Below are 20,248 nucleotides of genomic sequence, written 5' to 3' on the forward strand. Positions count from 1 at the left end.
AGCGTGCCCATCAGCGTGCCGGGAGGTGCGGAGCGGTGCCTCGTCATGGGTGTGGTCAACGTGACGCCCGATTCGTTCAGCGACGGCGGCATGTGGTTCGACGAGGCGGCCGCCATCCAGCACGGCTTTGAGCTGGTGCGCGAGGGCGCCGACATCGTCGACGTGGGCGGCGAGTCCACCCGCCCGGGCGCGGCCAGGGTGTCCATGGACGAGGAGCTGGCCCGGGTCGTCCCGGTGATCAGGGCGCTGTCCGCCGAGGGGGTGGTGGTCAGCGTCGACACGATGCGCGCCGAGGTCGCCAAGGCCGCGGTGGAGGCGGGCGCGCGGATCGTCAACGACGTGAGCGGCGGCCTGGCCGACCCGGAGATGCCGCGCGTGGTCGCCGCGACCGGGGTCACGTACGTCGTGATGCACTGGCGCGGCCACAGCCACGACATGTACTCGCGCGCCGTCTACGCCGACGTGGTGACGGAGGTGCGCGAGGAGCTGAGCAAGCGGGTGGACCTGGTGCTGGCCGAAGGGGTCACGCCGGAGCAGGTCGTGCTCGACCCCGGCCTCGGCTTCGCCAAGAACGCCGAGCACAACTGGGCCGTGCTCGCGGGCATCCCGCGCCTGGCCGAGCTGGGCTTCCCGCTGCTCATCGGGGCATCGCGCAAACGTTTCCTGGGGCGGCTGCTGGCCGATCCCGACGGCACGCCACGGCCGTTCAGCCGCAGCGACGACGCCACACTGGCGGTCACCGCGCTGGCGGCGCACGCCGGCGCCTGGTGCGTACGCGTGCACGAGGTAGGTCCCAACGCCGATGCCGTGCGCGTGGCGGCCGCATGGAAGAGAGCCGGAGCAGGCACATGAGCGTCGACACCGCCGCGATCGAGACGGTCAACCAGGAGTTCTACGCCGCGATAGAGAGCGCGGACCTGGACAAGATGACCGAGATCTGGGCCGAGGACACCACTGACGACCAGGTGAGCTGCGTGCACCCGGGCTGGACCCTGCTGGCGGGCCGCCAGGAGGTGCTGCGCTCCTGGGCCCTGATCATGGCGAACACCACCTACATCCAGTTCGTGCTGACCGACGTCAACACGACCGTGCTGGGTGACGTGGCCGTCCTGACCTGCGTGGAGAACATCCTGACCGCGGGCGAGGAGGGCGAGGCCAGCTTCGCCGCGGGCAAGGTGGTGGCCAGCAACGTCTACATCCGTACCTCGCAGGGCTGGCGGCTGTGGATGCACCACGGCTCCCCGGTCCTCCAGGGCGACGACGACGAGGAGGAGGAAGGCGAGCTTGAGCCTTGATCGCATCGCTCTCAAGGGCCTGCGGGCCCGGGGCAGGCACGGCGTGCTCGCTGCCGAGCGGGAGCTCGGGCAGGAGTTCGTGGTGGACGCGACCCTGTTCCTCGACACCGCGCCGGCCGCGGCCGGCGACGACCTGACCAAGACCGTCCACTACGGGGAGCTGGCGCAGGCGCTGGTCGAGGTGGTGGAGGGCGAGCCGGTCGAGCTGATCGAGACGCTCGCGCAGCGGCTGGCCGACGTGTGCCTGGCCAGCGAGCTGGTGCGCAAGGCCGAGGTGAGCGTGCACAAGCCGGCGGCGCCGATCCCGCTGCCCTTCGACGACGTGGTCGTCACGATCGAGCGGAGCCGCGCATGAAGGTGGTGCTCTCTCTCGGCAGCAACCTGGGACGCCGGTTCCAGACGTTGCAGGGTGCCGTGGACACGCTGTTCGACGCGCCGGAGCTGGAGTTCGTCACGGCGTCCCCGGTCTACGAGACCGACCCGGTCGGCGGGCCCGGCGGGCAGCGGCCGTACCTCAACGCGATCGTGGTCGCCGAGACCACGCTCGCCCCGCGCACGCTGCTGGAGCGGGCGCAGAGCGTCGAGAACGCCTTCGGCCGCGAGCGCGTGGAGCGCTGGGGGCCGCGCACGCTCGACATCGACCTGATCGTGGTGGGCGAGACCGTCTGCGACGACCCCGACCTCACGTTGCCGCACCCGCGGGCGCACGAGCGCGCGTTCGTGCTGGTGCCCTGGTCGAAGGCCGACCCGGAGGGCGAGGTGCCCGGCCGCGGCCGGGTGGCTGATCTCCTCCAGGAGCTCGACGAGCAGGGCGTACGCCTGCGCGAGGACCTGAAGCTGCAGAGGCCCGATTGAAGCCCACCCACCCCGGCCCCCTGGTCGGCATCGTCGTCGTCATGGCCCTGCTCACCTGGGTCGTGATCAGGCCGATCTACTCCGACCTGCCGCTCATGCCCTGGACGGCGATCCCCACGGTGCTGCTGCTTGCTCTCGGCGAGGCCTACAGCGGCTGGGCGACCAAGTCCAGGATCGCCAGGAAGCCGGGCACCAAGCCGGTGGAGCCGCTGGCGGTGGCCAGGCTGGCGGCGCTGGCGAAGGCCTCGGCGTACGCGGGGGCGGTGTTCGGCGGGGTGTTCGCCGGGTTCGCCCTGCACACCGTGCAGATCCTCGATCGGGAGACGCCACGCGGCGAGTTCTTCGTCGCGACGGGCTCGTTCGTGTCGTGCGTGGTGCTGGTCTGCGCCGCGCTCTACCTGGAGCACGCCTGCCGCATCCCCAAGGAGCCGGAGGACCGTCCTCGCGACTAGTGCTCGTCCGGCAGGCCCTCGGCGGGGCGGAAACTGCCGATGAGCAGGCGGTCGTGCCACATCTCGCGCTGCAGCAGGCGCAGCGCGCGGCGCAGGACGTCGCTCGGCCGCTCACCTTCCCGCAGCGCGCTCCGAATGATCCGCTCGTCTTCGGCGTTGGCCCGGAAGGCGATGTCAGCCATGGTCAGAGCTCATGGATCCGCTGACATCCGTGTCCTGCGTTCGCCTGACGGGGGCCCGCTGCCGGCCGAAGAGGTAGATGACCGGGGCGGTGCAGATGAGCGGCCCGATGATGGCGATCGGCCGCTCCAGCCACCACACCGAGTCCGGCGGGATCCGGTCCTCCAGCGTGCCGAACAACCACCACGACAGCCCCAGGGAGATCGCCATCCCGGTGGTGTGGAACAGGAACAGCGGCAGCGAGTACCGGTTGATGAAGCCGTTCAGCCGCCGCCAGCGTGGCCGTTCCAGCACCCGTTCCATGGCCGGCCGGAGCACCTCGACCAGCCCGATCTGGAACAGCAGCAGCGCCACGATCACGAACGTGGGCGGCGCCATGTTGGAGAACTTGTCGCCGGGGACCCCGACCATCGAGCCCGGGTAGATGCCCGAGTAGACCAGCCCGAACAGGGCGAACAGCCCGGTCCACAGCAGCGCGATGTCGTAGCGCCTGGGTAGCGCCACGACGCGGTCGTAGAAGAAGCCCGCCTGGTGCGCCAGCCCCCAGACGATGATCATGTTGAGCCAGGCCGCCCACTCGATCCCGTACCGGAAGCGCAGCACGTCCACCACCAGTGCCGCGCCGCCGAGCCAGATGAGGGTCAGCACGTCGTAGCGCTGGTGCAGCCAGAGCGCGAGGGGCAGCAGCGCGATGAGCACGAGGTAGACGCCGAGGAACCACAGCGGGCTGAGCACCAGCAGCACTACCCGCCACATCCAGTCCACCTCGAAGGTGTACGTCACCACCGCCCCGATGACGATCCACACCCCGGACAGGAACAGCGCGGGTAAGGCCAGCGCGCGGATGCGCCGCCAGACGAACGCGCCGATGCCGGTGCCGCGCGCCCTGGCCCGGTGCCAGGACAGCAGGTGCACGTGGCCGCCGACGTAGAAGAAGAGCGGCAGCACCTGCAGCAGCCAGGTGAGGATCCACAACCCGCTGGTGAAGCCCAGCGGGCTGGTGGGCTCGGGCCCGTGCGGCTTCCAGTCGAGGATCGTGAAGGCCCAGTGCCAGACCACCACGACGATCAGGCTGAGCGCCCGCAGCCAATCGACGTACTTGTCGCGTTCCTGGGCGTTCACTTATCGATGTCACCCACCACGAAGAACATGGAGCCGAGGATCGCCACCATGTCGGCCACGAGATGCCCGGGGAGCATCTCGCGCAGCACCTGGAGGTTGCTGTAGGAGGCCGAGCGCAGCTTGAGCCGCCACGGCGTCTTGTCGCCCTTGGAGACCAGGTAGTAGCCGTTGATGCCGAGCGGGTTCTCCGTCCACGCGTACGTGTGGCCCTCGGGCACCTTGAGCACCTTCGGCAGCCGCTGGTTGATCGGCCCGGGCGGCAGCGAGCGCAGCCGGTCGACGCACGCGTCGGCCAGGTCGAGCGAGACCTTGAGCTGTTCGAGCAGCACCTCGAAGCGGGCGTGGCAGTCGCCGGCGCCGCGGGTGACGACCTTGACGGGCAGCTCGGGATAGGCCAGGTACGGATCGTCGCGCCGCAGGTCGAGGTCCATCCCGGAGGCGCGGGCGATGGGGCCGCTGACGCCGTACTGCATGATCTGCTCGCGGGTCAGCACCCCCACGCCCTTGGTGCGGGCGATGAAGATCTCGTTGTGCAGGATGAGGTTCTCGATGTCGGGGACCCGGCTGCGGGTCTGCGCGACGGTGGCGGAGACGCGGTCGAGCCAGCCGTACGGCAGGTCCTCCTTCAGCCCGCCGACCCGGTTGAACATGTAGTGCATGCGCCCGCCGGAGATCTCCTCCATCACGGCCTGGATGCGCTCGCGCTCGTTGAAGGAGTAGAACAGCGGCGTCATCGCGCCCAGTTCGAGGGGGTAGGAGCCGAGGAACATCAGGTGGTTGAGCGCCCGGTTGAGCTCGGCCAGCAGCGTACGCGCCCACACGGCCCGCACCGGCGGCTCCATGCCCAGCATGCGCTCGGCGGCGATCACCACGCCCAGCTCGTTGGCGAAGCCCGACAGCCAGTCGTGCCGGTTGGCCAGCATGATGATCTGACGGTAGTCGCGCACCTCGAACAGCTTCTCCGCGCCCCGGTGCATGTAGCCGATGATCGGCTCGGCGGTGGCGATGCGCTCGCCGTCGAGCGTCAGCCGGAGCCTGAGCACGCCGTGGGTGGACGGGTGCTGGGGGCCGATGTTGAGGATCATGTCCTCCGTGGCCAGCTCTTTCGCGCCCGCGCCGATTCCGACCACACGTTCCGTCATACGGGCCATGCTGCCACTCGGCCTGGGGATGATCCAGCGGGGGGGACAGTCAAGACATGGTATGGAAACGCATCGTGAAGCCGGACATGGGGAGGAATACCGGGAACGGGGGGAGAAAACACCATGAAGAGAGTTCTCTTTGATGTCGCGGCACTGATCGCGCGCGTCGCGACCGGCGTGATCTTCGTGGCGCACGGCTGGCAGAAGTGGCAGAGCGGGCTCGGCGCCACCACACAGGGTTTCAGGGAGATGGGGATCCCGATGCCCGAGCTGGCCGCCGGGTTCGCGACCGTCGTCGAGACCGTAGGCGGCATCTTCCTGATCCTCGGCCTGCTGGTACGCCCGGTGGCGCTGCTGTTGCTGATCAACATGCTCGGTGCGATCGCGTTCGTGCACGGCACCAAGGGCGTGATGGTCGGTGAGGGCGGCTGGGAGCTGGCGGGTGCCCTCGCCGCGCTCAGCCTGCTGTTCCTGGCGCTGGGCGGCGGCCGGATCGGCCTGGACGCCATCTTCGGCGCGATGTTCCGCAGGCGTGCCGACCGGCGCGCGGCTGAGGAGGAGCTGACGGCGTACGGGCCGGGCGGCAGGGCGACCACCGCGGGCACGATGGCAGGCGGGGTGGCGGGCACGACGACCGCCGGCGGCCCCACGACGCCCACACCCGCGCCCGGCGAGACGCCCGAGGTGCCCCGGCAGCCGGCCGCGCCCAGCTCGGGCAGGCTCAACGACGAGGACATGCGGGAGATCGACGCGCTCGTCTCCGACGAGCCGCCCCAGCACCGCAAGCCGCCGAACGGGTAGAAACCTAGAGGCGGGCGACGAGGTCGCGCACGGCCTCGACCAGCCGGTCCACGTGCTCCTGCGTGGTGCCGATCCCGATCGAGGCCCGCACCGCCGACGCGGTGCCGTCCTCGCACCCGCCGTCGGCGGTGCCCAGGAGATGCCGCACGAACGGGTGCGCGCAGAACTTGCCGTCACGCACCCCGATGCCGTACTCGCCGGACAGCGCCTCGGCGACCTCGCGAGCCGAGTACCCGGCCACGGTGAACGACACGATGCCGACCCGCGGGTGATCGTCCCCCCACAGCGACAGCTCCCGCACCCCCGTGATCGAGGCGAGCCCGGCCCGCAGCCGGGCGATCAGCCGCTCCTCCTCGCGCACCAGCTCCGTCCACCCGGTGGCGGTCAGCGCGTCGCAGGCGGCGGCCAGGGCGATGGCGCCCAGCACGTTCGGGGTGCCCGCCTCGTGCCGCGGCTCGGGGTCGTCGTGCCACTCGACGTCGTCCCCGACCGCGCGCACCGCGCCCCCGCCCTTGAGGTACGGCTCCCCCTCGGCCAGCCAGTCCCGGCGCCCGACCAGCACCCCCGCGCCGAACGGCGCGTACAGCTTGTGCCCGGAGAAGGCCACGTAGTCCAGGTCGAGCGCGGTCAGGTTGAGCTTGCGGTGCGGTACGAGCTGCGCCGCGTCCACCAGGATGCGGGCCCCGTGCCGGTGCGCGATGTGGGCCAGGGCGGCGATCGGCCACAGCTCGCCGGTCACGTTGGAGGCGGCGGTGACCACGAGCAGCTTCGGCCCGTCGATCCCGGCCAGCGCCTCGTCGGCGGCGCGCACGGCCTCGCCGGGGAAGGCGGGCGGCGCCAGCCGTACGGCCTCGGGCCAGGGCAGCAGCGAGGCGTGGTGCTCGGTGTCGAAGACCACGGTGGTGGTGCCTTCCGGCAGGCAGCCGGCCAGCAGGTTCGTGGCGTCTGTGGTGTTGCGGGTGAAGATCACGGCATCGTCGGGGCGGGCGCCGACGAACGCCCTGACCGTGTGGCGGGCCTGCTCGTACCTGGCGGTGGTGAGCTGCGAGGCGTAGCCGGCGCCGCGGTGGACGCTGGAGTAGGCCGGGAGCGCGGCGGCGACGGCGGCGCTGACCGGCTCCAGACAGGGTGCGCTGGCGGCGTAGTCCAGGTTGGCGTACCCCACGAGCCGGCCGCCCTTGACAGGCACCTCCAGATCGGCGCCGAGCACGGCGGGGATCGGCCGGCCCGCCGAGGCGTCCGGAGCGGTCGTGGCGGCGTCACGGGCGGAGTTGAAGATCGTCAGCGTGGACACGGCATGCCTCCTGCAGGGTCATCGGACCCCTGGGAGCAGCCACGGAGCCCGCGCTTGCCCGCCACACCTCGTGGCGGACCAGGTCCTCACCCGGGGCACCCCGCCGCGGACGCGAGGGTTGCCGGCCAGCTAGCCGGGGCTTGTCGCTGGCACTCATGACCTACGTCCGGAACTATAACCGACAGCCGGGGAGGAAACGCAAGACCGCGAACTATTGCCGCCCATGACTCGTTGCTACCGGGAAACCCCCGTCAAGTCCCCCTGAGTCATGGAGGTGAGCAGATGTTGGATTGGGTGACCGACCCGAACATCTGGATCGGCTTCTTCACCCTTGTCGCCCTGGAGATCGTGCTCGGGATCGACAACATCATCTTCATCTCCATCCTGGCAGGCAAGCTACCCCCTGAACAGCGGGACCGGGCCCGGGTGCTCGGTCTGGCCGCGGCTCTCATCAGCCGGCTGCTCCTGCTGCTCGGCCTGTCGTGGGTGGTCCAGCTCACCGAGCCGCTGTTCTCCGTCCTCGGCCACGAGATATCGGGACGGGACCTGATCCTGCTGCTCGGCGGCCTGTTCCTGCTGGGCAAGAGCGTCACGGAGATCCACCACAGCATGGAGGGCCCCTCCGGCAAGGACGGCAAGCAGGCCGCCGCGGCCTCGTTCGCCTCGGTGATCGCGCAGATCATGGTGCTGGACATCGTGTTCTCGCTGGACTCCGTCATCACGGCCGTCGGCATGGTGGACGAGCTCGGCGTGATGGTCGCGGCCGTCGTGGTGGCGGTGGCGGTGATGCTGTTCGCCTCCGGGCCGATCAGCAGGTTCGTGGACCAGCACCCGACGATCAAGATGCTGGCGCTGGCGTTCCTGGTGCTGATCGGCGTGGTGCTCGTCGCCGAGGGCCTCGACCAGCACATCCCGAAGGGCTACATCTACTTCGCGATGGCGTTCTCGGTCATCGTGGAGCTGCTCAACATCCGGATGCGTGGCAGGCACACCAAGCAGGAGGATGCCACTCCTAAGATGAAATAGTGGGCTTTGATCCTTGGAATCCGGATTTCGTGGCATACCCGTACCGGGTCTACGACGAGCTGAGGCGCCAGGCGCCCGTCAGCTACTTCGAGCCGACGGGCCAGTGGCTCATCGCGCGGCACGCCGACGTGAACGCGCTGCTCAGAGACCGCCGGCTGGGCCGCTCCTACCTGCACGTGGCCACCCACGAGGAGTTCGGCAGGCCGGCGGAGCCGGAGTTCCAGGAGCCGTTCTGGCGCGTGATCAGGGCGGGCATGCTGGACGTGGAGCCGCCGGTGCACACCAGGTTGCGCCGGCTGGTCTCCAGGGCGTTCACGCCCCGCATGGTCGAGTCGCTGCGCCCCCGCGTCCGGGCCATGGCCGGGAGCCTGGTGGACGCGTACGTGGACAAGGGTGGCGGTGACCTGATCGCCGAGGTCGCCGAGCCGCTCCCGGTCACCGTGATCGCGGAGATGCTCGGCATCCCCGACCAGGACCGCCACCTGCTGCGCCCCTGGTCCGCCGACATCTGCGGCATGTACGAGCTCAACCCGTCGCCCGAGGCCCAGCACACCGCGGTCCGCGCGGCCTCGGAGTTCGCCGGCTACCTCAAGGACCTGGCCGCCCAGCGCCGCAGGAGCCCCGGCGACGACCTCGTCAGCGCGCTCGCCCAGATCGACGAGCTGACCGAGGACGAGCTGGTCGGCACCTGCGTCCTGCTGCTCAACGCCGGCCACGAGGCCACCGTGAACGTGACGGGCAACGGCTGGTGGTCCCTGTTCAGGAACCCCGGCGAGCTGGCCAGGCTGCGCGCCGACCGCTCCCTGCTGCCCACGGCCGTCGAGGAGCTGATGCGCTGGGACACGCCGCTGCAGATGTTCGAGCGCTGGGTGCTGGAGGACATCGAGGTGCACGGGGTGAAGATCCCGCGCGGCTCGGAGGTGGCGCTGCTGTTCGGCTCGGCGAACAGGGACCCGGCCGTGTTCGAGGACCCGGACCGGCTCGACGTGGGCCGCGCCGACAACCCGCACATCTCCTTCGGCGCCGGGATCCACTTCTGCCTGGGCGCGCCGCTGGCCAGGATCGAGCTGATGGAGTCGTTCGGCGCGCTGCTCGACCGGGCGGCCACGCTGGAGCTGCGGCAGGAGCCCACCTGGAAGCCGGGCTACGTGATCCGCGGCTTGCACGCGCTGGAGCTCACCGCGACTGGCTGAGCCAGCCGAAGCCGCCGAGCCCCGACGCGTCGATCAGCTCGCCCTCCTCCGAGGCCCTGGCGAGGGCCCGGAGGTAGCCGCGCGGATCGGTGCGGGCCAGCTCCAGCGGCGGCCGCTCACCGGTGAGCCCCAGCTTCCGCAGCGCCTCCCGCTGTGTGGACAAGGTTGTGGATATCGCACCGGCCCGCCGCCCGGCCTCCGCGCACGCGTCGAGCGCGACGTGCGCGGTGATGTCGCAGGTCCCGTCGGGTACGGGGGTGACGACCGCCCCGTCGCGGTACCCGGTCAGCGTGCCGTGCAGCGGCCGGTTGTCCACAGGGTGTGCATAATCGATGGCGATCGCCCGGCCCCTGGTGAGGCGCACGAGAACCGAGGCCCACGCCTCGTCGCGGGGACGCCCGATCTCCGCCCGCGAGCCCACCCGATCGAGCGGCCACCACCGCTCCAGCCAGCTCCGGTCAGCCGGCCGCAGGGGGCCGCCGATGCGCTCCTCGCCCGTGTGCACGTCGACCATGACCAGCCGCGGCCCCTCAGGGGTCTGCTCGGCCACGTCGAGCGGCACGTTGTCCAGCCACTCGTTGGCGATGGCCAGCCCGGTGATCTCCGTCGGCAGGCTCGGCGACCACTCGATCCGCTCGGGCAGCCCCGCCGGTCTGGGTGAGAGATCCACGGCCGTGACGCGCAGCCGATCGCGCAGCCGTGGCCCGGCCGCCTCCAGCACCTGCGTGACCAGCACGCCCTCGCCCGCGCCGATGTCGACCAGATCGAGCACGTCTGGTTCGCCCAGCTCCGCGTCCACCTCCGCGAGCAGCCCCAGCACGGCGTCGGCGAAGGCCGCCGAGGCGCTGACCGAGGTGCGGAAATGGCCCGACGGGCGTTCGCGGAGGTAGAAACCCTCCTCGCCGTACAGCGCGCGCTCCGTTGCGACGCGCCAGGTGAGCCACATGTCCTGGACTATCTCATGACTCGCGACAGACACGCACCGTCATCGTTTGACTACTCAAGGTCGTGAGCTTGCGGTAGCGTTTACCCATTGTCACCGAGTGGTCGCGTTCGGCCAACCCCCAATTGGCCGAATCCCGATCGCTCCCGAACATGCACCCGCGGCTCCGTGCCGCGAAACCGAGAGGAGCCCTCATGCTGAAGAAGGTCCTGGTCGTCACCGGAGCCGTCGCCATGATGTCGCTGGCCGTCCCGGCGCACGCCGACATCATCACCGACGGCGGCGGCGGTGTGCTCTCCGGCAACCAGGTGGTCGCCCCGATCACCGCCCCGATCAACATCTGCGGCAACGCCGTGGCCGTCATCGGCGTCGCGGTCGCCGGTTGCAAGGGCGGCGCCGGCGTGCACGCGCCTCACCACTACTGATGGGAAAGAGCCCGGGCCGACGCAGGTCGGCCCGGGCTCGTCCCCGGCCGGTCAGTCGGCGGATGACCGGCCGGCGCACCTCCAAGAGGTCGCATCGCGCGGGCGTCGGGCCTCGATCCGGGACTCGGCGCCCGCTGCCATGCGATGAACCCCTCTCCTCATCTCTTCCGACAGGGGGTGCACGTTTTGTATGCCCTTGTCGCATTTGCGAATAACTCAACGCGCGGCAAAACACCGGTCACGCTCGTCACTCGGAGAGGCCGTTACGCTGGTCGGCAGTGCCATCACGGTCGACAGGGGTGAGACGTCATGGACGCAGGGGATCGCCCGGCACGGCTGACCGTCGGCGTGCTCGGGGCGGGCAAGGTCGGCTCCGCTCTCGGCGCCGCGTTGGCGCAGGCCGGGCACAGGGTCGTGGCCGCCAGCGGCGTGTCCGACAACTCGCAGCGATGGGCGGCCGAGCGCCTCGGCGTCACGCCGTCCCGGCCCGAAGAGGTGGTGGCGGCGGCCCAGCTCGTCCTGCTCACCGTGCCCGACGACGCGCTGCCGCACCTCGTCAGCGGGCTGGCCGGCACCGGTGCCGACCTCCGGGGCAAGATGCTGGTGCACACCAGCGGGGCGTACGGGCTGTCCGTGCTCGATCCGGCCGCCGAGGCCGGGGCGCTGCCGCTCGCGCTGCACCCGGTGATGACGTTCACCGGCAGGGACGACGACCTCAACAAGCTGACCGGCATCTCGTACGGCGTCACCGCCCCCGAGGTGCTGCGGCCCGTCGCCGAGGCCCTGGTGATCGAGATGGGCGGGGAGCCGGTGTGGATCGCCGACGCCGACCGCCCGCTCTACCACGCGGCCCTGGCCAACGCGGCCAACCACATGGTCACGCTCATCGCCGAGTCCTCCGACCTGCTGCGGGGCATCGGGGTCGATCATCCGGGCCGCATGCTGGGCCCGCTGCTGGGCGCGGCCCTCGACAACGTGCTGCGGCTGGGCATCGCCGGGCTGACCGGCCCCGTCGTCCGCGGCGACGCGGGCACCGTGCGCAAGCACGTCGACGCGCTGATCCTGGCCGCTCCGGAGGCGGCCGACGCCTACGTCGCGCTGGCCAGGCTCACCGCGGACCGGGCGCTGGCTGCGGGGTTGCTCAAACCGGAGGAGGCGGAGCGGCTGCTCGACGCGCTGGGGGGCAATATATGGACCTGACCGTCGCGTTGGGAGGGCTGTTATGGAGCTGATCGTCGCCAGGGGCCGGGAAGACCTGGTCAAGGCGCGCCGTGGAGGCACGGTGGCGCTGGTGCCGACCATGGGCGCGCTCCACGAGGGCCACCGGTCGCTGATCAGGCAGGCTCGGGTGCGGGCCGATCAGGTCGTGGTCAGCATCTTCGTCAATCCTCTCCAATTCGGTCCTAATGAGGATTTTTCGCGATATCCACGTACATTTGATGCCGATCTTGATGTGTGCCGGGCCGAGGACGTGGACGTCGTCTTCCACCCGGCGGCCGAGGACATGTACCCGCCCGACCGACAGGTGAGCGTCTCCGCCGGCGAGATGGGCCGCATCGTCGAGGGGGCCTTCAGGCCGGGGCACTTCGACGGCGTGCTCACGGTCGTGCTGAAGCTGTTCAACCTGGTGCAGCCCGACCTGGCGGTGTTCGGCCAGAAGGACGCCCAGCAGCTCGCCCTGATCCGCCGCATGGTCGCCGACCTCGACCTGCCGATCGAGATCCTGGGCTCGCCGACCGTGCGCGAGTCCGACGGCCTGGCCCTGTCCAGCCGCAACCGCTACCTGTCCGGCGACGACCGGCGGGTGGCGCTGGCGCTGTCGCGGGCCCTGCGGGCGGGCGCGGCCCAGCTCACCCCGGCCGAGGTCCGGCGGACCGCGCGCGCGGTGCTCGACGAGGCCGGCCCCGAGCTCGACGTCGACTACCTGGCCCTGGTCGATCCGGCCACGTTCACCGAGGTGGACGAGAGCTTCGAGGGCATGGCCGTGCTCGCGGTGGCGGCCACGGTCGGCTCCACGCGGCTGATCGACAACGTCACCATCACCTTGAATCCCGCCTGAGGCGGATTACCGTCGGGAGCATGACGGATGAGGAGCTGAGGGACGAGCTGATCCGGCGCATGGAGATGGACCAGGCCATGCGCGACCCGGCCAAGGGCTCTCCCGGCGACAAGAGGCTCGCGCGCCTGCAGCGGCTCGACGAGGGCAACACGGCCTGGCTCTACTCCGTCGTCGCCACCCGCGGCTGGCCGCTGATCTCCCAGGTGGGGGAGCGGGCGGCGCGGGCGGCCTGGCTGCTCGCGCAGCACGCGACCTCCCGTGACGTGCAGCGGCTGTTCCGCGAGCTGATGGCCGACGCCGTGGAGTCGGACGAGGCCTCGCCGCGCGACTTCGCGTACCTGGTGGACCGCGTACGCGTGCGCTCCGGCCGTCCCCAGCTCTACGGCACCCAGTTCCACGACGGCGCGGACGGCCTGGAGCCCATGCCGATCGAGGATCTGGAGCTGCTGGACGAGCGGCGCAGGGCCGTGGGGCTGGAGCCGTTCGCCGAGTACGAGGCGTTCATCAGGAAGAGCGGGAGTCACTGAGCACCCCGGGGCATGTTCACGTCACCCCAGGCGTTATCGTCATGTTGACGAAATCACCACTCCAGGGATTATCGTCATGCTGACGAGATTGCCTCAGTGAGGAGACCCCCATGAGCGCACCGGTGATTCCCCTGCGTCTGACCGCGCCGGAGCCCGGCTGGACCGTCGAGGCTGACGTGGTCGTCGTGGGCTCCGGCGTCGCGGGACTGACCGTGGCCCTGCGCTACGCGGAGCTGGAGCCGGCGGCCAAGGTCCTGGTCGTCACCAAGGACGTGCTGTCGGCCGGCTCCACCCGCTGGGCCCAGGGCGGCATCGCGGCCGTGCTCGACCCGCACGACACCCCTGACGAGCACCTGAACGACACCCTGATCGCCGGGGTGGGCCTGTGCGACGCGCGGGCGGTGCGCACGCTCGTGACCGAGGGGCCCGGCGCGGTGCGGCGGCTCATGGCGCGGGGCGCCCGCTTCGACCGGACGCCCGAGGGGGAGCTCCAGCTCACCAGGGAAGGCGGGCACCGGCGGCACCGGATCGTGCACGCCGGCGGCGACGCCACGGGCGCCGAGGTGCAGCGGGCGCTCGTCGAGGCGGTCAGGGCGAGCCGGATCGAGGTGATCGAGCACGCGCTGGTGCTCGACCTGCTCAAGGACGCCAGAGGCCGGGCCAGGGGCGTGACGCTGCACGTCATGGGCGAGGGCGCGCGTGACGGCGTGGGCGCGGTGCGCGCCCGGGCGGTGGTGCTCGCCACCGGCGGGATGGGCCAGGTCTACGCGGCCACCACCAACCCCACCGTCTCCACGGGCGACGGCGTGGCGCTGGCCCTGCGGGCCGGGGCCGTGGTGCGGGACATCGAGTTCGTGCAGTTCCACCCCACCGTGTTGTGGCTCGGCGAGGGCTCGAAGGGCCAGCAGCCGCTGATCTCGGAGGCGGTCAGGGGCGAGGGGGCCTTCCTGACCGACCACGAGGGCAACCGGTTCATGGCGCAGGTGCACGAACTGGCCGACCTGGCGCCGCGCGACGTCGTGGCCAAGGCCATCCTGCGGGTGATGCGCGAGACGGGGCGCGACCACGTGTACCTGGACGGCCGGCACTTCGGCCGCGACAAGTGGGAGTCCCGCTTCCCGACGATCTACGCGGTCTGCCGCGAGCACGGCATCGACCCGGCCACGCAGCCGATCCCGGTCTCGCCGGCCGCCCACTACGCCAGCGGCGGCGTCCGTACGGACCTGCACGGCCGCACCTCCATCGACGGCCTGTACGCCTGCGGCGAGGTCGCCTGCACGGGCGTGCACGGCGCGAACCGGCTGGCCTCCAACTCCCTGCTCGAAGGGCTGGTCTTCGCCGAGCGCATCGCCGAGGACATTCACGCCGTACGGCCCGCACCGGGGGAGCCGGTGCCGGGCAGCGCCTCGGAGGGGCTGGTGGACCCGAGGGTCAGGCCCAGGATCCAGGCCCACATGAGCACCGGGGCGAGCGTGCTGCGCAGCCGCGAGTCGCTGATCACCACGGCCAGGGCGCTGCGCGACGCCCGCTGGACCCCGGTCCAGGTGCCCGCGTGCACCGAGTCCTGGGAGGCCACGAACCTGCTCACCGTCGCCACCGTCCTCACCGGCGCGGCGGCGGCCCGGCTGGAGACGCGCGGTTCGCACTGGCGCGAGGATCACGACACCCGAGACGACAACGAATGGCTGGGTCACCTGGACGTGACCCTGACGGAGGAGGGCCCGCGCATGACGTACACACCGCACGGCGATGCGATGCCGCCGCGCCTGGCGCACGAGCTGACCGCCGCCGGGCTGGACCCGGCCGAGGTGGACGCGCTGATCGACCGGGCGCTCGCCGAGGACCTGCAGGAGGCGGGCGACGTCACGAGCCTGGCCACCATCCCGGCCGGCCAGCGCTCGGTGGCCGACGTGGTGGCCCGCAAGGACGGCGTGGTGGCCGGGCTGGCGGTGGCCGAGGCGGTGTTCGTGCGGCTGGGCGCGGCCCGCGCCGAGCGTGTGGCCAAGGACGGCGAGCAGGTGAGGGCGGGCGACGTGCTGATGACCGTCGAGGGCCCGGTGCGGGCCCTGCTGACGGCCGAGCGCACCGCGCTCAACCTGCTCACGCACCTGTCCGGGGTGGCCACGCTGACCGGCCGCTGGGTCGAGGCGATCAGCGGCACCGCGGCCCGCGTGCGCGACAGCCGCAAGACGCTGCCGGGGTTGCGGGCCCTGGAGAAGTACGCGGTCCGCTGCGGGGGCGGAGTCAACCACCGGATGTCCCTGTCGGACGCCGCGCTGATCAAGGACAATCACGTGGTGGCCGCCGGGGGCGTGGCCGAGGCGTTCCGGGCGGTCAGGGAGCGGTATCCGGATCTGCCGATCGAGGTGGAGATCGACCGGCTCGACCAGCTCGACCCGGTTCTGGACGAGGGCGCCGAGCTGATCCTGCTGGACAACTTCACGGTCGAGGACACAGCTCGTGCCGTACATTTCGTGAAAAATCGGGCGAAAAATAGGGTTGCGCTTGAAGCGAGTGGGGGATTGACCTTGGAATCGGCCCGTGATGTGGCGGAAACTGGCGTCGACTACCTTGCGGTGGGAGCGCTAACGCACTCAGCGCCGGCCCTTGACATCGCACTGGATCTGCGGGGGTAATTGATGCTGCTCACGATCGACGTCGGCAACACGCACACGGTGCTGGGCCTGTTCGAGGGCGAGGACGTCATCGAGCACTGGAGGCTGGCCACCGACGCCCGCCGCACCGCCGACGAGATCGCTGTCGTGCTCCAGGGTTTGCTGGCCCAGTCGCCGCTGCTCAAGGGGGCCGACGTTGACGGCATCGCCATCTGCTCCACCGTGCCGAGCGTGCTGAACGAGATGCGCGAGATGTGCCGCCGTTACTACGGCGACGTGACCGCGGTGATCGTGGAGCCGGGCATCCGCACCGGGGTGCCCGTACGCATGGACAACCCCAAGGAGGTCGGCAGCGACCGCATCGTGAACGCGCTGGCCGCCATCGACCAGTACGGCGGCCCCTGCGTCATCGTCGACTTCGGCACCGCGACCTCCTTCGACGCGGTCTCGGCCAAGGGCGAGTACGTCGGCGCCGTCACCGCCCCCGGCATCGAGATCTCCGTGGACGCGCTGGCCGCCGCCGGCGCGCAGCTCCACAAGGTCGAGCTGGTCAGGCCGCGTTCGGTGATCGCCAAGAACACCGTCGAGGCGCTGCAGGCGGGCATCATCTACGGTTTCGCCGGCCAGGTGGACGGCATCGTCGAGCGCATGGCGGCGGAGCTGGCCGACGATCCCGACGAGGTCACCGTCGTGGCCACCGGCGGGCACGCCGCCCTGGTGGTGGGCGAGTCGCGCTCGATCGACGTGCACGAGCCGTGGCTCACCCTCATCGGGCTCCGGCTGATCTACCACCGCAACGCCTCATGAGAAAGGAAACGGCCCCCGCGCGACGCGGGGGCCGTTCCCTTTTCTAGGTCACTCGCTCTCGGCGGTGTAGAGGTACTCCCAGGGACCGCACTTCTTTGGGTAACCCCCGTGCGGGCTGATCTGGCAGACCTTCGCCCGCAGGCTGTAGACGTCGTGCTCCTGGAAGCCGAACTTCTTGTAGCCGGGGTAGCCGCAGTACTTCTTGGCGTAGACCGGGGACCATTCGTGGTCGAAGTCGCTGGCCTGGAACTGGACGTACGCGCACTTGCCGCCCTCTTCGTAGCTGCGGTCGTCCAGGTCGAACAGCTTGCCCCTGACCTTGACCACGTTCGAGTCGCCGTGGTGGTCCCAGTCGACGCCGACCCAGCCCTGCGCCTTGGCCAGGCCGTGCTTGGCGTAGGCGGGGCCCCAGTCCTCGGAGTAGTCGTACGAGCTCGCCTGGGCCGAAGCCGGCAGCGACAGAGCCACAGCGGTGGTCGCGGCGACAGCGGCGAGACCGGTCGCGATCTTCTTGAACATCTTTGTCTCCTCGAGCTCCCCATGGGCCGGTTCCCTACCGGCTCCCCCCCGAGCTCGTAAGGAAGTTGTAAACCGGGGCTCTTGCAGCGCTCCTTCAGCGACCCTGCAGGGGGCCGACGAGCCCTTGCAGTTCGCCATATCCCCTACTCTTTGTTGTTGTGAGCGACGAACTTCCCGAGCAGATGCGCATCCGGAGGGAGAAGCTCGACCGCCTTCGCAGCGAGGGCGTCGATCCTTACCCGGTGAATTTCCCACGCACGGCGACCAACGCCGAGGTCAGGGAGAAATACCAGGGCCTGGAGCCCGACACCGCGACCGGCGACCAGGTCGCCGTGGTCGGGCGCGTCATGCTCAACCGCGTGGGCGGCAAGCTCTGCTTCGCCACGATCCGCGACGGCGGCGCCGATCTGCAGGTGATGATCTCGCTCGACAAGGTGGGCGAGGAGTCGCTGGCGAGCTGGAAGCGCGACGTCGACCTGGGCGACCACGTCGGCGTGATCGGCGAGGTGATCACCTCCCGCCGCGGCGAGCTGTCCATCCTCGCCGACAGCTGGCAGATCACCGCCAAGTGCCTGCGCCCGCTGCCGGAGAAGCACATCGGCCTCACCGACCCCGAGGCGCGGGTCCGCCAGCGTTACGTCGACCTCATCGTCAACGACGAGGCCAGGAAGATGGCCCGGCTGCGCAGCGCCACGGTGCGCGCGGTGCGCGACTTCTGGCACGAGGAGGGTTACCTCGAGGTCGAGACGCCGATGTTGCAGCCGATCCACGGCGGCGCCGCGGCCCGGCCGTTCAAGACCCACATCAACGCCTACGACATGGAGCTCTACCTTCGCATCGCGATCGAGCTCTACCTCAAGCGGCTCGTGGTGGGCGGCATCGAGAAGGTCTTCGAGATCAGCCGGACCTTCCGCAACGAGGGCGCCGACTCCACGCACAACCCCGAGTTCACGATGATCGAGGCCTACGGGACGTACCTCGATTACCACGACATGGCCGACCTGACCCAGCGGATGATCCAGCGTGCCGCCCTGGCCGCGCTGGACGGCACGGTGGTCGTGCACGACGGCGCGGAGGTCGACCTCGGCGGCGCGCAGTGGCCCCGCATCCCGCTCTACCACCTGGTCTCCGAGGCGGTGGGCGAGGAGATCACCACCTCCACCAGCCTGGAGGAGCTGCGCAAGATCGCCGACCGGCGCGAGATCCACTGGGATCCGAAGTGGGGCCCGGGCAAGCTCGTCCAGGAGCTGTTCGAGGAGCTGGTGGAGCACACGCTGATCCAGCCCACGTTCGTCATGGACTACCCGCTGGAGACCTCCCCGCTGGCCCGCGTGCACCGCGACAACCCGCTGCTGACCGAGAAGTGGGACCTGATCGGCTTCGGCACCGAGCTGGGCACCGCCTTCTCGGAGCTCAACGACCCGATCGACCAGCGCCGCCGCCTGGTGGAGCAGTCCATGCTGGCCGCCGGGGGCGACCCGGAGGCCATGCAGCTCGACGAGGACTTCCTCCAGGCGCTGGAGTACGCCATGCCGCCCACGGGAGGCATGGGCGCGGGCATCGACCGGCTGATCATGGCCTTCACCGGCAGGAACATCCGCGAGACCATCCTGTTCCCGCTCGTCAAGCCCACCCAGTAGGCCGGTCAGGAGCGCCGCAGCCGCACCGGCAGCGAGGCGAGCCCGCGCAGCACCACGTTCTCCTTGTACGGCGGCGCGGGCTCGGCCAGCTCCAGCCGGGGCGCCGCCGAGGCGAGGGCCGACAGCGCGATCTCGCCCTCCATCCGCGCCAGCGTGGCCCCGAGGCAGAAGTGGATCCCCAGCCCGAAGGCGAGGTGCCGCTCCGGCGAGCGGGTCACGTCGAAGCGGCCGGGATCGGGAAAGACCGCCGGGTCGCGATTGGCCGCGCCTATCACGGCCATCACCGGCGTGCCCTTCGGCACCGGCGTCCCGCCCAGCGACACGTCCTCCAGCGCGACCCTGACGGTGAGCTGCACCGGCGGGTCGTACCGGAGCACCTCCTCCACCACCTCCCTGGGCCGCCGCGCCGCCTGCGCCAGCAGCCCGTGCCGGAGCAGGGCCAGGACGCCGTTGGCGATGAGGTTGACGGTCGTCTCGTGGCCGGCCACGAGCAGGAGCACGCAGGTGGCCAGCAGCTCGGCCTCGGTGAGCTCCCGCACGCCTGTCAGCGCGCTCAGGAGGTCGTCACCGGGCCGCGCCCGCCTGATCGCGGCGAGCTCGCGGAAGTAGTCGCCGAACTCCCTTCTGGCCCGTCCGGTTTCCGATAAGAGGCCTTCTGTAAGCATCGGGTCAAGGCCGCGGGCAAGCTTCTCGCTCCAGCCGCGAAAGCGTTCGTGGTCCTCTGGAGGCACCCCGAGCATCTCGCTGATCACCATGACCGGCAGCGGGTAGGCGAGCCCCGACACGAGGTCGGCCTCGTCGGGCAGCGCGCGGATCAGCGACGCGGCGATCTCCTCGACGCGCGGGCGGAGCCGTTCGATCATGCGCGGGGTGAACGCCCTGCTCACCAGGGCACGCAGCCTCGTGTGGTCCGGTGGATCCAGCCAGAGGAACGATGCAACGGGCTGACCTGGGTCGGCGCCGTTCTGCCTGCCGGAGCCGCGGCCGAAGCGCGGGTCGCGGAGCAGGGTCGTGCACAGCTCGTGCGTGGTGGCGACGAGCAGACCCCCGCGCGTGCGGAAGAGGGCGCCACGCGCGCTCAGCTCCCGATAGCGGGAGTAAGGATCATGCAGAAATCCCCGATCGAACGGATCAAAACCCAGGACGTCAGCCGGGCTCAGAGCCGCCGGGTCCGGAGTACCGGAAGGCTCCATGAGATCGCTCATCCTGGACTGATCGGTGCCGACATATCGCGAGTAGGTCACATATTTCGGATCATGTCAATAGTGCTAGTCAAGCGCGGCGATTGTAATGCTTGACGACCTTTCCAGGATGCGTTTACCGTCTGCGAGGAGCGACTTCGGCCCGGTGAAG

Annotated in this window: 22 protein-coding genes and 1 riboswitch; of the genes, 15 read left to right on the plus strand and 7 right to left on the minus strand. The window is 70.5% G+C overall.

The features are described 5' to 3' along the window. Positions 1-45 precede the first annotated feature (45 nt). The 5 genes from folP to AB0I79_RS32555 are packed head-to-tail and all read left to right on the plus strand — an operon-like array spanning position 46 to position 2,602. On the plus strand, positions 46-852 hold the full coding sequence (folP, locus tag AB0I79_RS32535) for a dihydropteroate synthase (protein WP_357881169.1): 807 nt from the start codon (positions 46-48) through the stop codon (positions 850-852). After that, positions 849-1,295, plus strand: a complete 447-nt coding sequence (locus tag AB0I79_RS32540) for a nuclear transport factor 2 family protein (protein WP_357881076.1) — start codon at positions 849-851, stop codon at positions 1,293-1,295. Before folP ends, AB0I79_RS32540 begins: the two co-directional genes overlap by 4 nt. Then, positions 1,285-1,650, plus strand: coding sequence for a dihydroneopterin aldolase (gene folB, locus AB0I79_RS32545; protein ID WP_357881079.1), 366 nt, complete (start codon positions 1,285-1,287; stop codon positions 1,648-1,650). Before AB0I79_RS32540 ends, folB begins: the two co-directional genes overlap by 11 nt. Beyond that, positions 1,647-2,150, plus strand: a complete 504-nt coding sequence (gene folK, locus AB0I79_RS32550; RefSeq protein ID WP_357881082.1) for a 2-amino-4-hydroxy-6-hydroxymethyldihydropteridine diphosphokinase — start codon at positions 1,647-1,649, stop codon at positions 2,148-2,150. The genes folB and folK overlap by 4 nt, the downstream gene beginning before the upstream one ends. After that, positions 2,147-2,602, plus strand: a complete 456-nt coding sequence (locus AB0I79_RS32555; RefSeq protein WP_357881086.1) for a DUF3180 domain-containing protein — start codon at positions 2,147-2,149, stop codon at positions 2,600-2,602. The genes folK and AB0I79_RS32555 overlap by 4 nt, the downstream gene beginning before the upstream one ends. On the opposite strand, the gene AB0I79_RS32560 is transcribed toward AB0I79_RS32555, so the two are convergent. The 3 genes from AB0I79_RS32560 to AB0I79_RS32570 are packed head-to-tail and all read right to left on the minus strand — an operon-like array spanning position 2,599 to position 5,046. Beyond that, entirely contained in the window at positions 2,599-2,784 is a 186-nt protein-coding gene (locus AB0I79_RS32560) for a hypothetical protein (protein ID WP_357881089.1), read from the minus strand. The genes AB0I79_RS32555 and AB0I79_RS32560 overlap by 4 nt on opposite strands. Beyond that, the gene (locus AB0I79_RS32565; RefSeq protein ID WP_357881092.1) at positions 2,777-3,904 is read right to left on the minus strand and encodes an acyltransferase; all 1,128 of its coding nucleotides are present in this window, start codon (positions 3,902-3,904) and stop codon (positions 2,777-2,779) included. Before AB0I79_RS32565 ends, AB0I79_RS32560 begins: the two co-directional genes overlap by 8 nt. Beyond that, the gene (locus AB0I79_RS32570) at positions 3,901-5,046 is read right to left on the minus strand and encodes an NADH-quinone oxidoreductase subunit D (protein ID WP_357881095.1); all 1,146 of its coding nucleotides are present in this window, start codon (positions 5,044-5,046) and stop codon (positions 3,901-3,903) included. Before AB0I79_RS32570 ends, AB0I79_RS32565 begins: the two co-directional genes overlap by 4 nt. Positions 5,047-5,169: 123 nt before the next feature. Between AB0I79_RS32570 and AB0I79_RS32575 the strand changes: the two genes are divergently transcribed. After that, a complete protein-coding gene (locus tag AB0I79_RS32575) occupies positions 5,170-5,847 on the plus strand; it encodes a DoxX family protein (protein ID WP_357881098.1) in 678 nt (225 codons plus the stop codon). Between the two features lie 4 nt (positions 5,848-5,851). Here the strand turns inward: AB0I79_RS32575 and AB0I79_RS32580 are convergent, their stop codons facing one another. Next, positions 5,852-7,141: an aminotransferase class V-fold PLP-dependent enzyme gene (locus AB0I79_RS32580; protein WP_357881101.1), complete on the minus strand. Its 1,290-nt coding sequence runs from the start codon at positions 7,139-7,141 to the stop codon at positions 5,852-5,854. 45 nt (positions 7,142-7,186) lie between these two features. Next, positions 7,187-7,302, minus strand: a riboswitch (SAM riboswitch). A 121-nt stretch (positions 7,303-7,423) separates the two neighbouring features. Here AB0I79_RS32580 and AB0I79_RS32585 point away from each other — a divergent pair. Beyond that, entirely contained in the window at positions 7,424-8,167 is a 744-nt protein-coding gene (locus AB0I79_RS32585; RefSeq protein ID WP_357881104.1) for a TerC family protein, read from the plus strand. Positions 8,168-8,196: 29 nt separating this feature from the next. Beyond that, a complete protein-coding gene (locus AB0I79_RS32590) occupies positions 8,197-9,360 on the plus strand; it encodes a cytochrome P450 (RefSeq protein ID WP_357881107.1) in 1,164 nt (387 codons plus the stop codon). Here AB0I79_RS32590 and AB0I79_RS32595 read toward each other — a convergent pair. Next, positions 9,344-10,306 carry an SAM-dependent methyltransferase gene (locus tag AB0I79_RS32595; protein WP_357881111.1) on the minus strand — a complete coding sequence of 321 codons (963 nt, stop codon included), beginning with the start codon at positions 10,304-10,306 and terminating at the stop codon, positions 9,344-9,346. The genes AB0I79_RS32590 and AB0I79_RS32595 overlap by 17 nt on opposite strands. A 191-nt stretch (positions 10,307-10,497) precedes the next feature. On the opposite strand from AB0I79_RS32595, the gene AB0I79_RS32600 reads away from it, so the two are divergent. The 6 genes from AB0I79_RS32600 (at position 10,498) to AB0I79_RS32625 (ending at position 16,736) form a co-directional block, all read left to right on the plus strand. After that, the gene (locus AB0I79_RS32600) at positions 10,498-10,728 is read left to right on the plus strand and encodes a chaplin family protein (protein ID WP_357881114.1); all 231 of its coding nucleotides are present in this window, start codon (positions 10,498-10,500) and stop codon (positions 10,726-10,728) included. 309 nt (positions 10,729-11,037) lie between these two features. Beyond that, complete coding sequence (locus AB0I79_RS32605; RefSeq protein WP_357881117.1) at positions 11,038-11,928, plus strand: DUF2520 domain-containing protein; 891 nt, start codon at positions 11,038-11,040, stop codon at positions 11,926-11,928. 22 nt (positions 11,929-11,950) lie between these two features. Beyond that, positions 11,951-12,787 (plus strand): pantoate--beta-alanine ligase, encoded by an 837-nt coding sequence (gene panC / locus AB0I79_RS32610; RefSeq protein WP_357881120.1) that lies wholly within the window; start codon positions 11,951-11,953, stop codon positions 12,785-12,787. Between the two features lie 20 nt (positions 12,788-12,807). Beyond that, a complete protein-coding gene (locus AB0I79_RS32615) occupies positions 12,808-13,314 on the plus strand; it encodes a DUF6624 domain-containing protein (RefSeq protein ID WP_357881123.1) in 507 nt (168 codons plus the stop codon). A gap of 110 nt (positions 13,315-13,424) precedes the next feature. Further along, a complete protein-coding gene (locus tag AB0I79_RS32620; protein ID WP_357881126.1) occupies positions 13,425-15,950 on the plus strand; it encodes an L-aspartate oxidase in 2,526 nt (841 codons plus the stop codon). A 3-nt stretch (positions 15,951-15,953) separates the two neighbouring features. Further along, the gene (locus tag AB0I79_RS32625; RefSeq protein WP_357881129.1) at positions 15,954-16,736 is read left to right on the plus strand and encodes a type III pantothenate kinase; all 783 of its coding nucleotides are present in this window, start codon (positions 15,954-15,956) and stop codon (positions 16,734-16,736) included. 48 nt (positions 16,737-16,784) lie between these two features. Here AB0I79_RS32625 and AB0I79_RS32630 read toward each other — a convergent pair whose 3' ends face one another. Then, the gene (locus AB0I79_RS32630; RefSeq protein WP_357881133.1) at positions 16,785-17,255 is read right to left on the minus strand and encodes a hypothetical protein; all 471 of its coding nucleotides are present in this window, start codon (positions 17,253-17,255) and stop codon (positions 16,785-16,787) included. 158 nt (positions 17,256-17,413) lie between these two features. On the opposite strand from AB0I79_RS32630, the gene lysX reads away from it, so the two are divergent. Next, positions 17,414-18,895 (plus strand): bifunctional lysylphosphatidylglycerol synthetase/lysine--tRNA ligase LysX, encoded by a 1,482-nt coding sequence (gene lysX / locus AB0I79_RS32635; protein WP_357881136.1) that lies wholly within the window; start codon positions 17,414-17,416, stop codon positions 18,893-18,895. A 5-nt stretch (positions 18,896-18,900) separates the two neighbouring features. On the opposite strand, the gene AB0I79_RS32640 is transcribed toward lysX, so the two are convergent. After that, a complete protein-coding gene (locus AB0I79_RS32640; RefSeq protein ID WP_357881139.1) occupies positions 18,901-20,088 on the minus strand; it encodes a cytochrome P450 in 1,188 nt (395 codons plus the stop codon). Between the last annotated feature and the right edge of the window lie 160 nt (positions 20,089-20,248).

Source organism: Nonomuraea sp. NPDC050202 (assembly GCF_040656115.1).
Taxonomy (GTDB): Bacteria; Actinomycetota; Actinomycetes; order Streptosporangiales; family Streptosporangiaceae; genus Nonomuraea.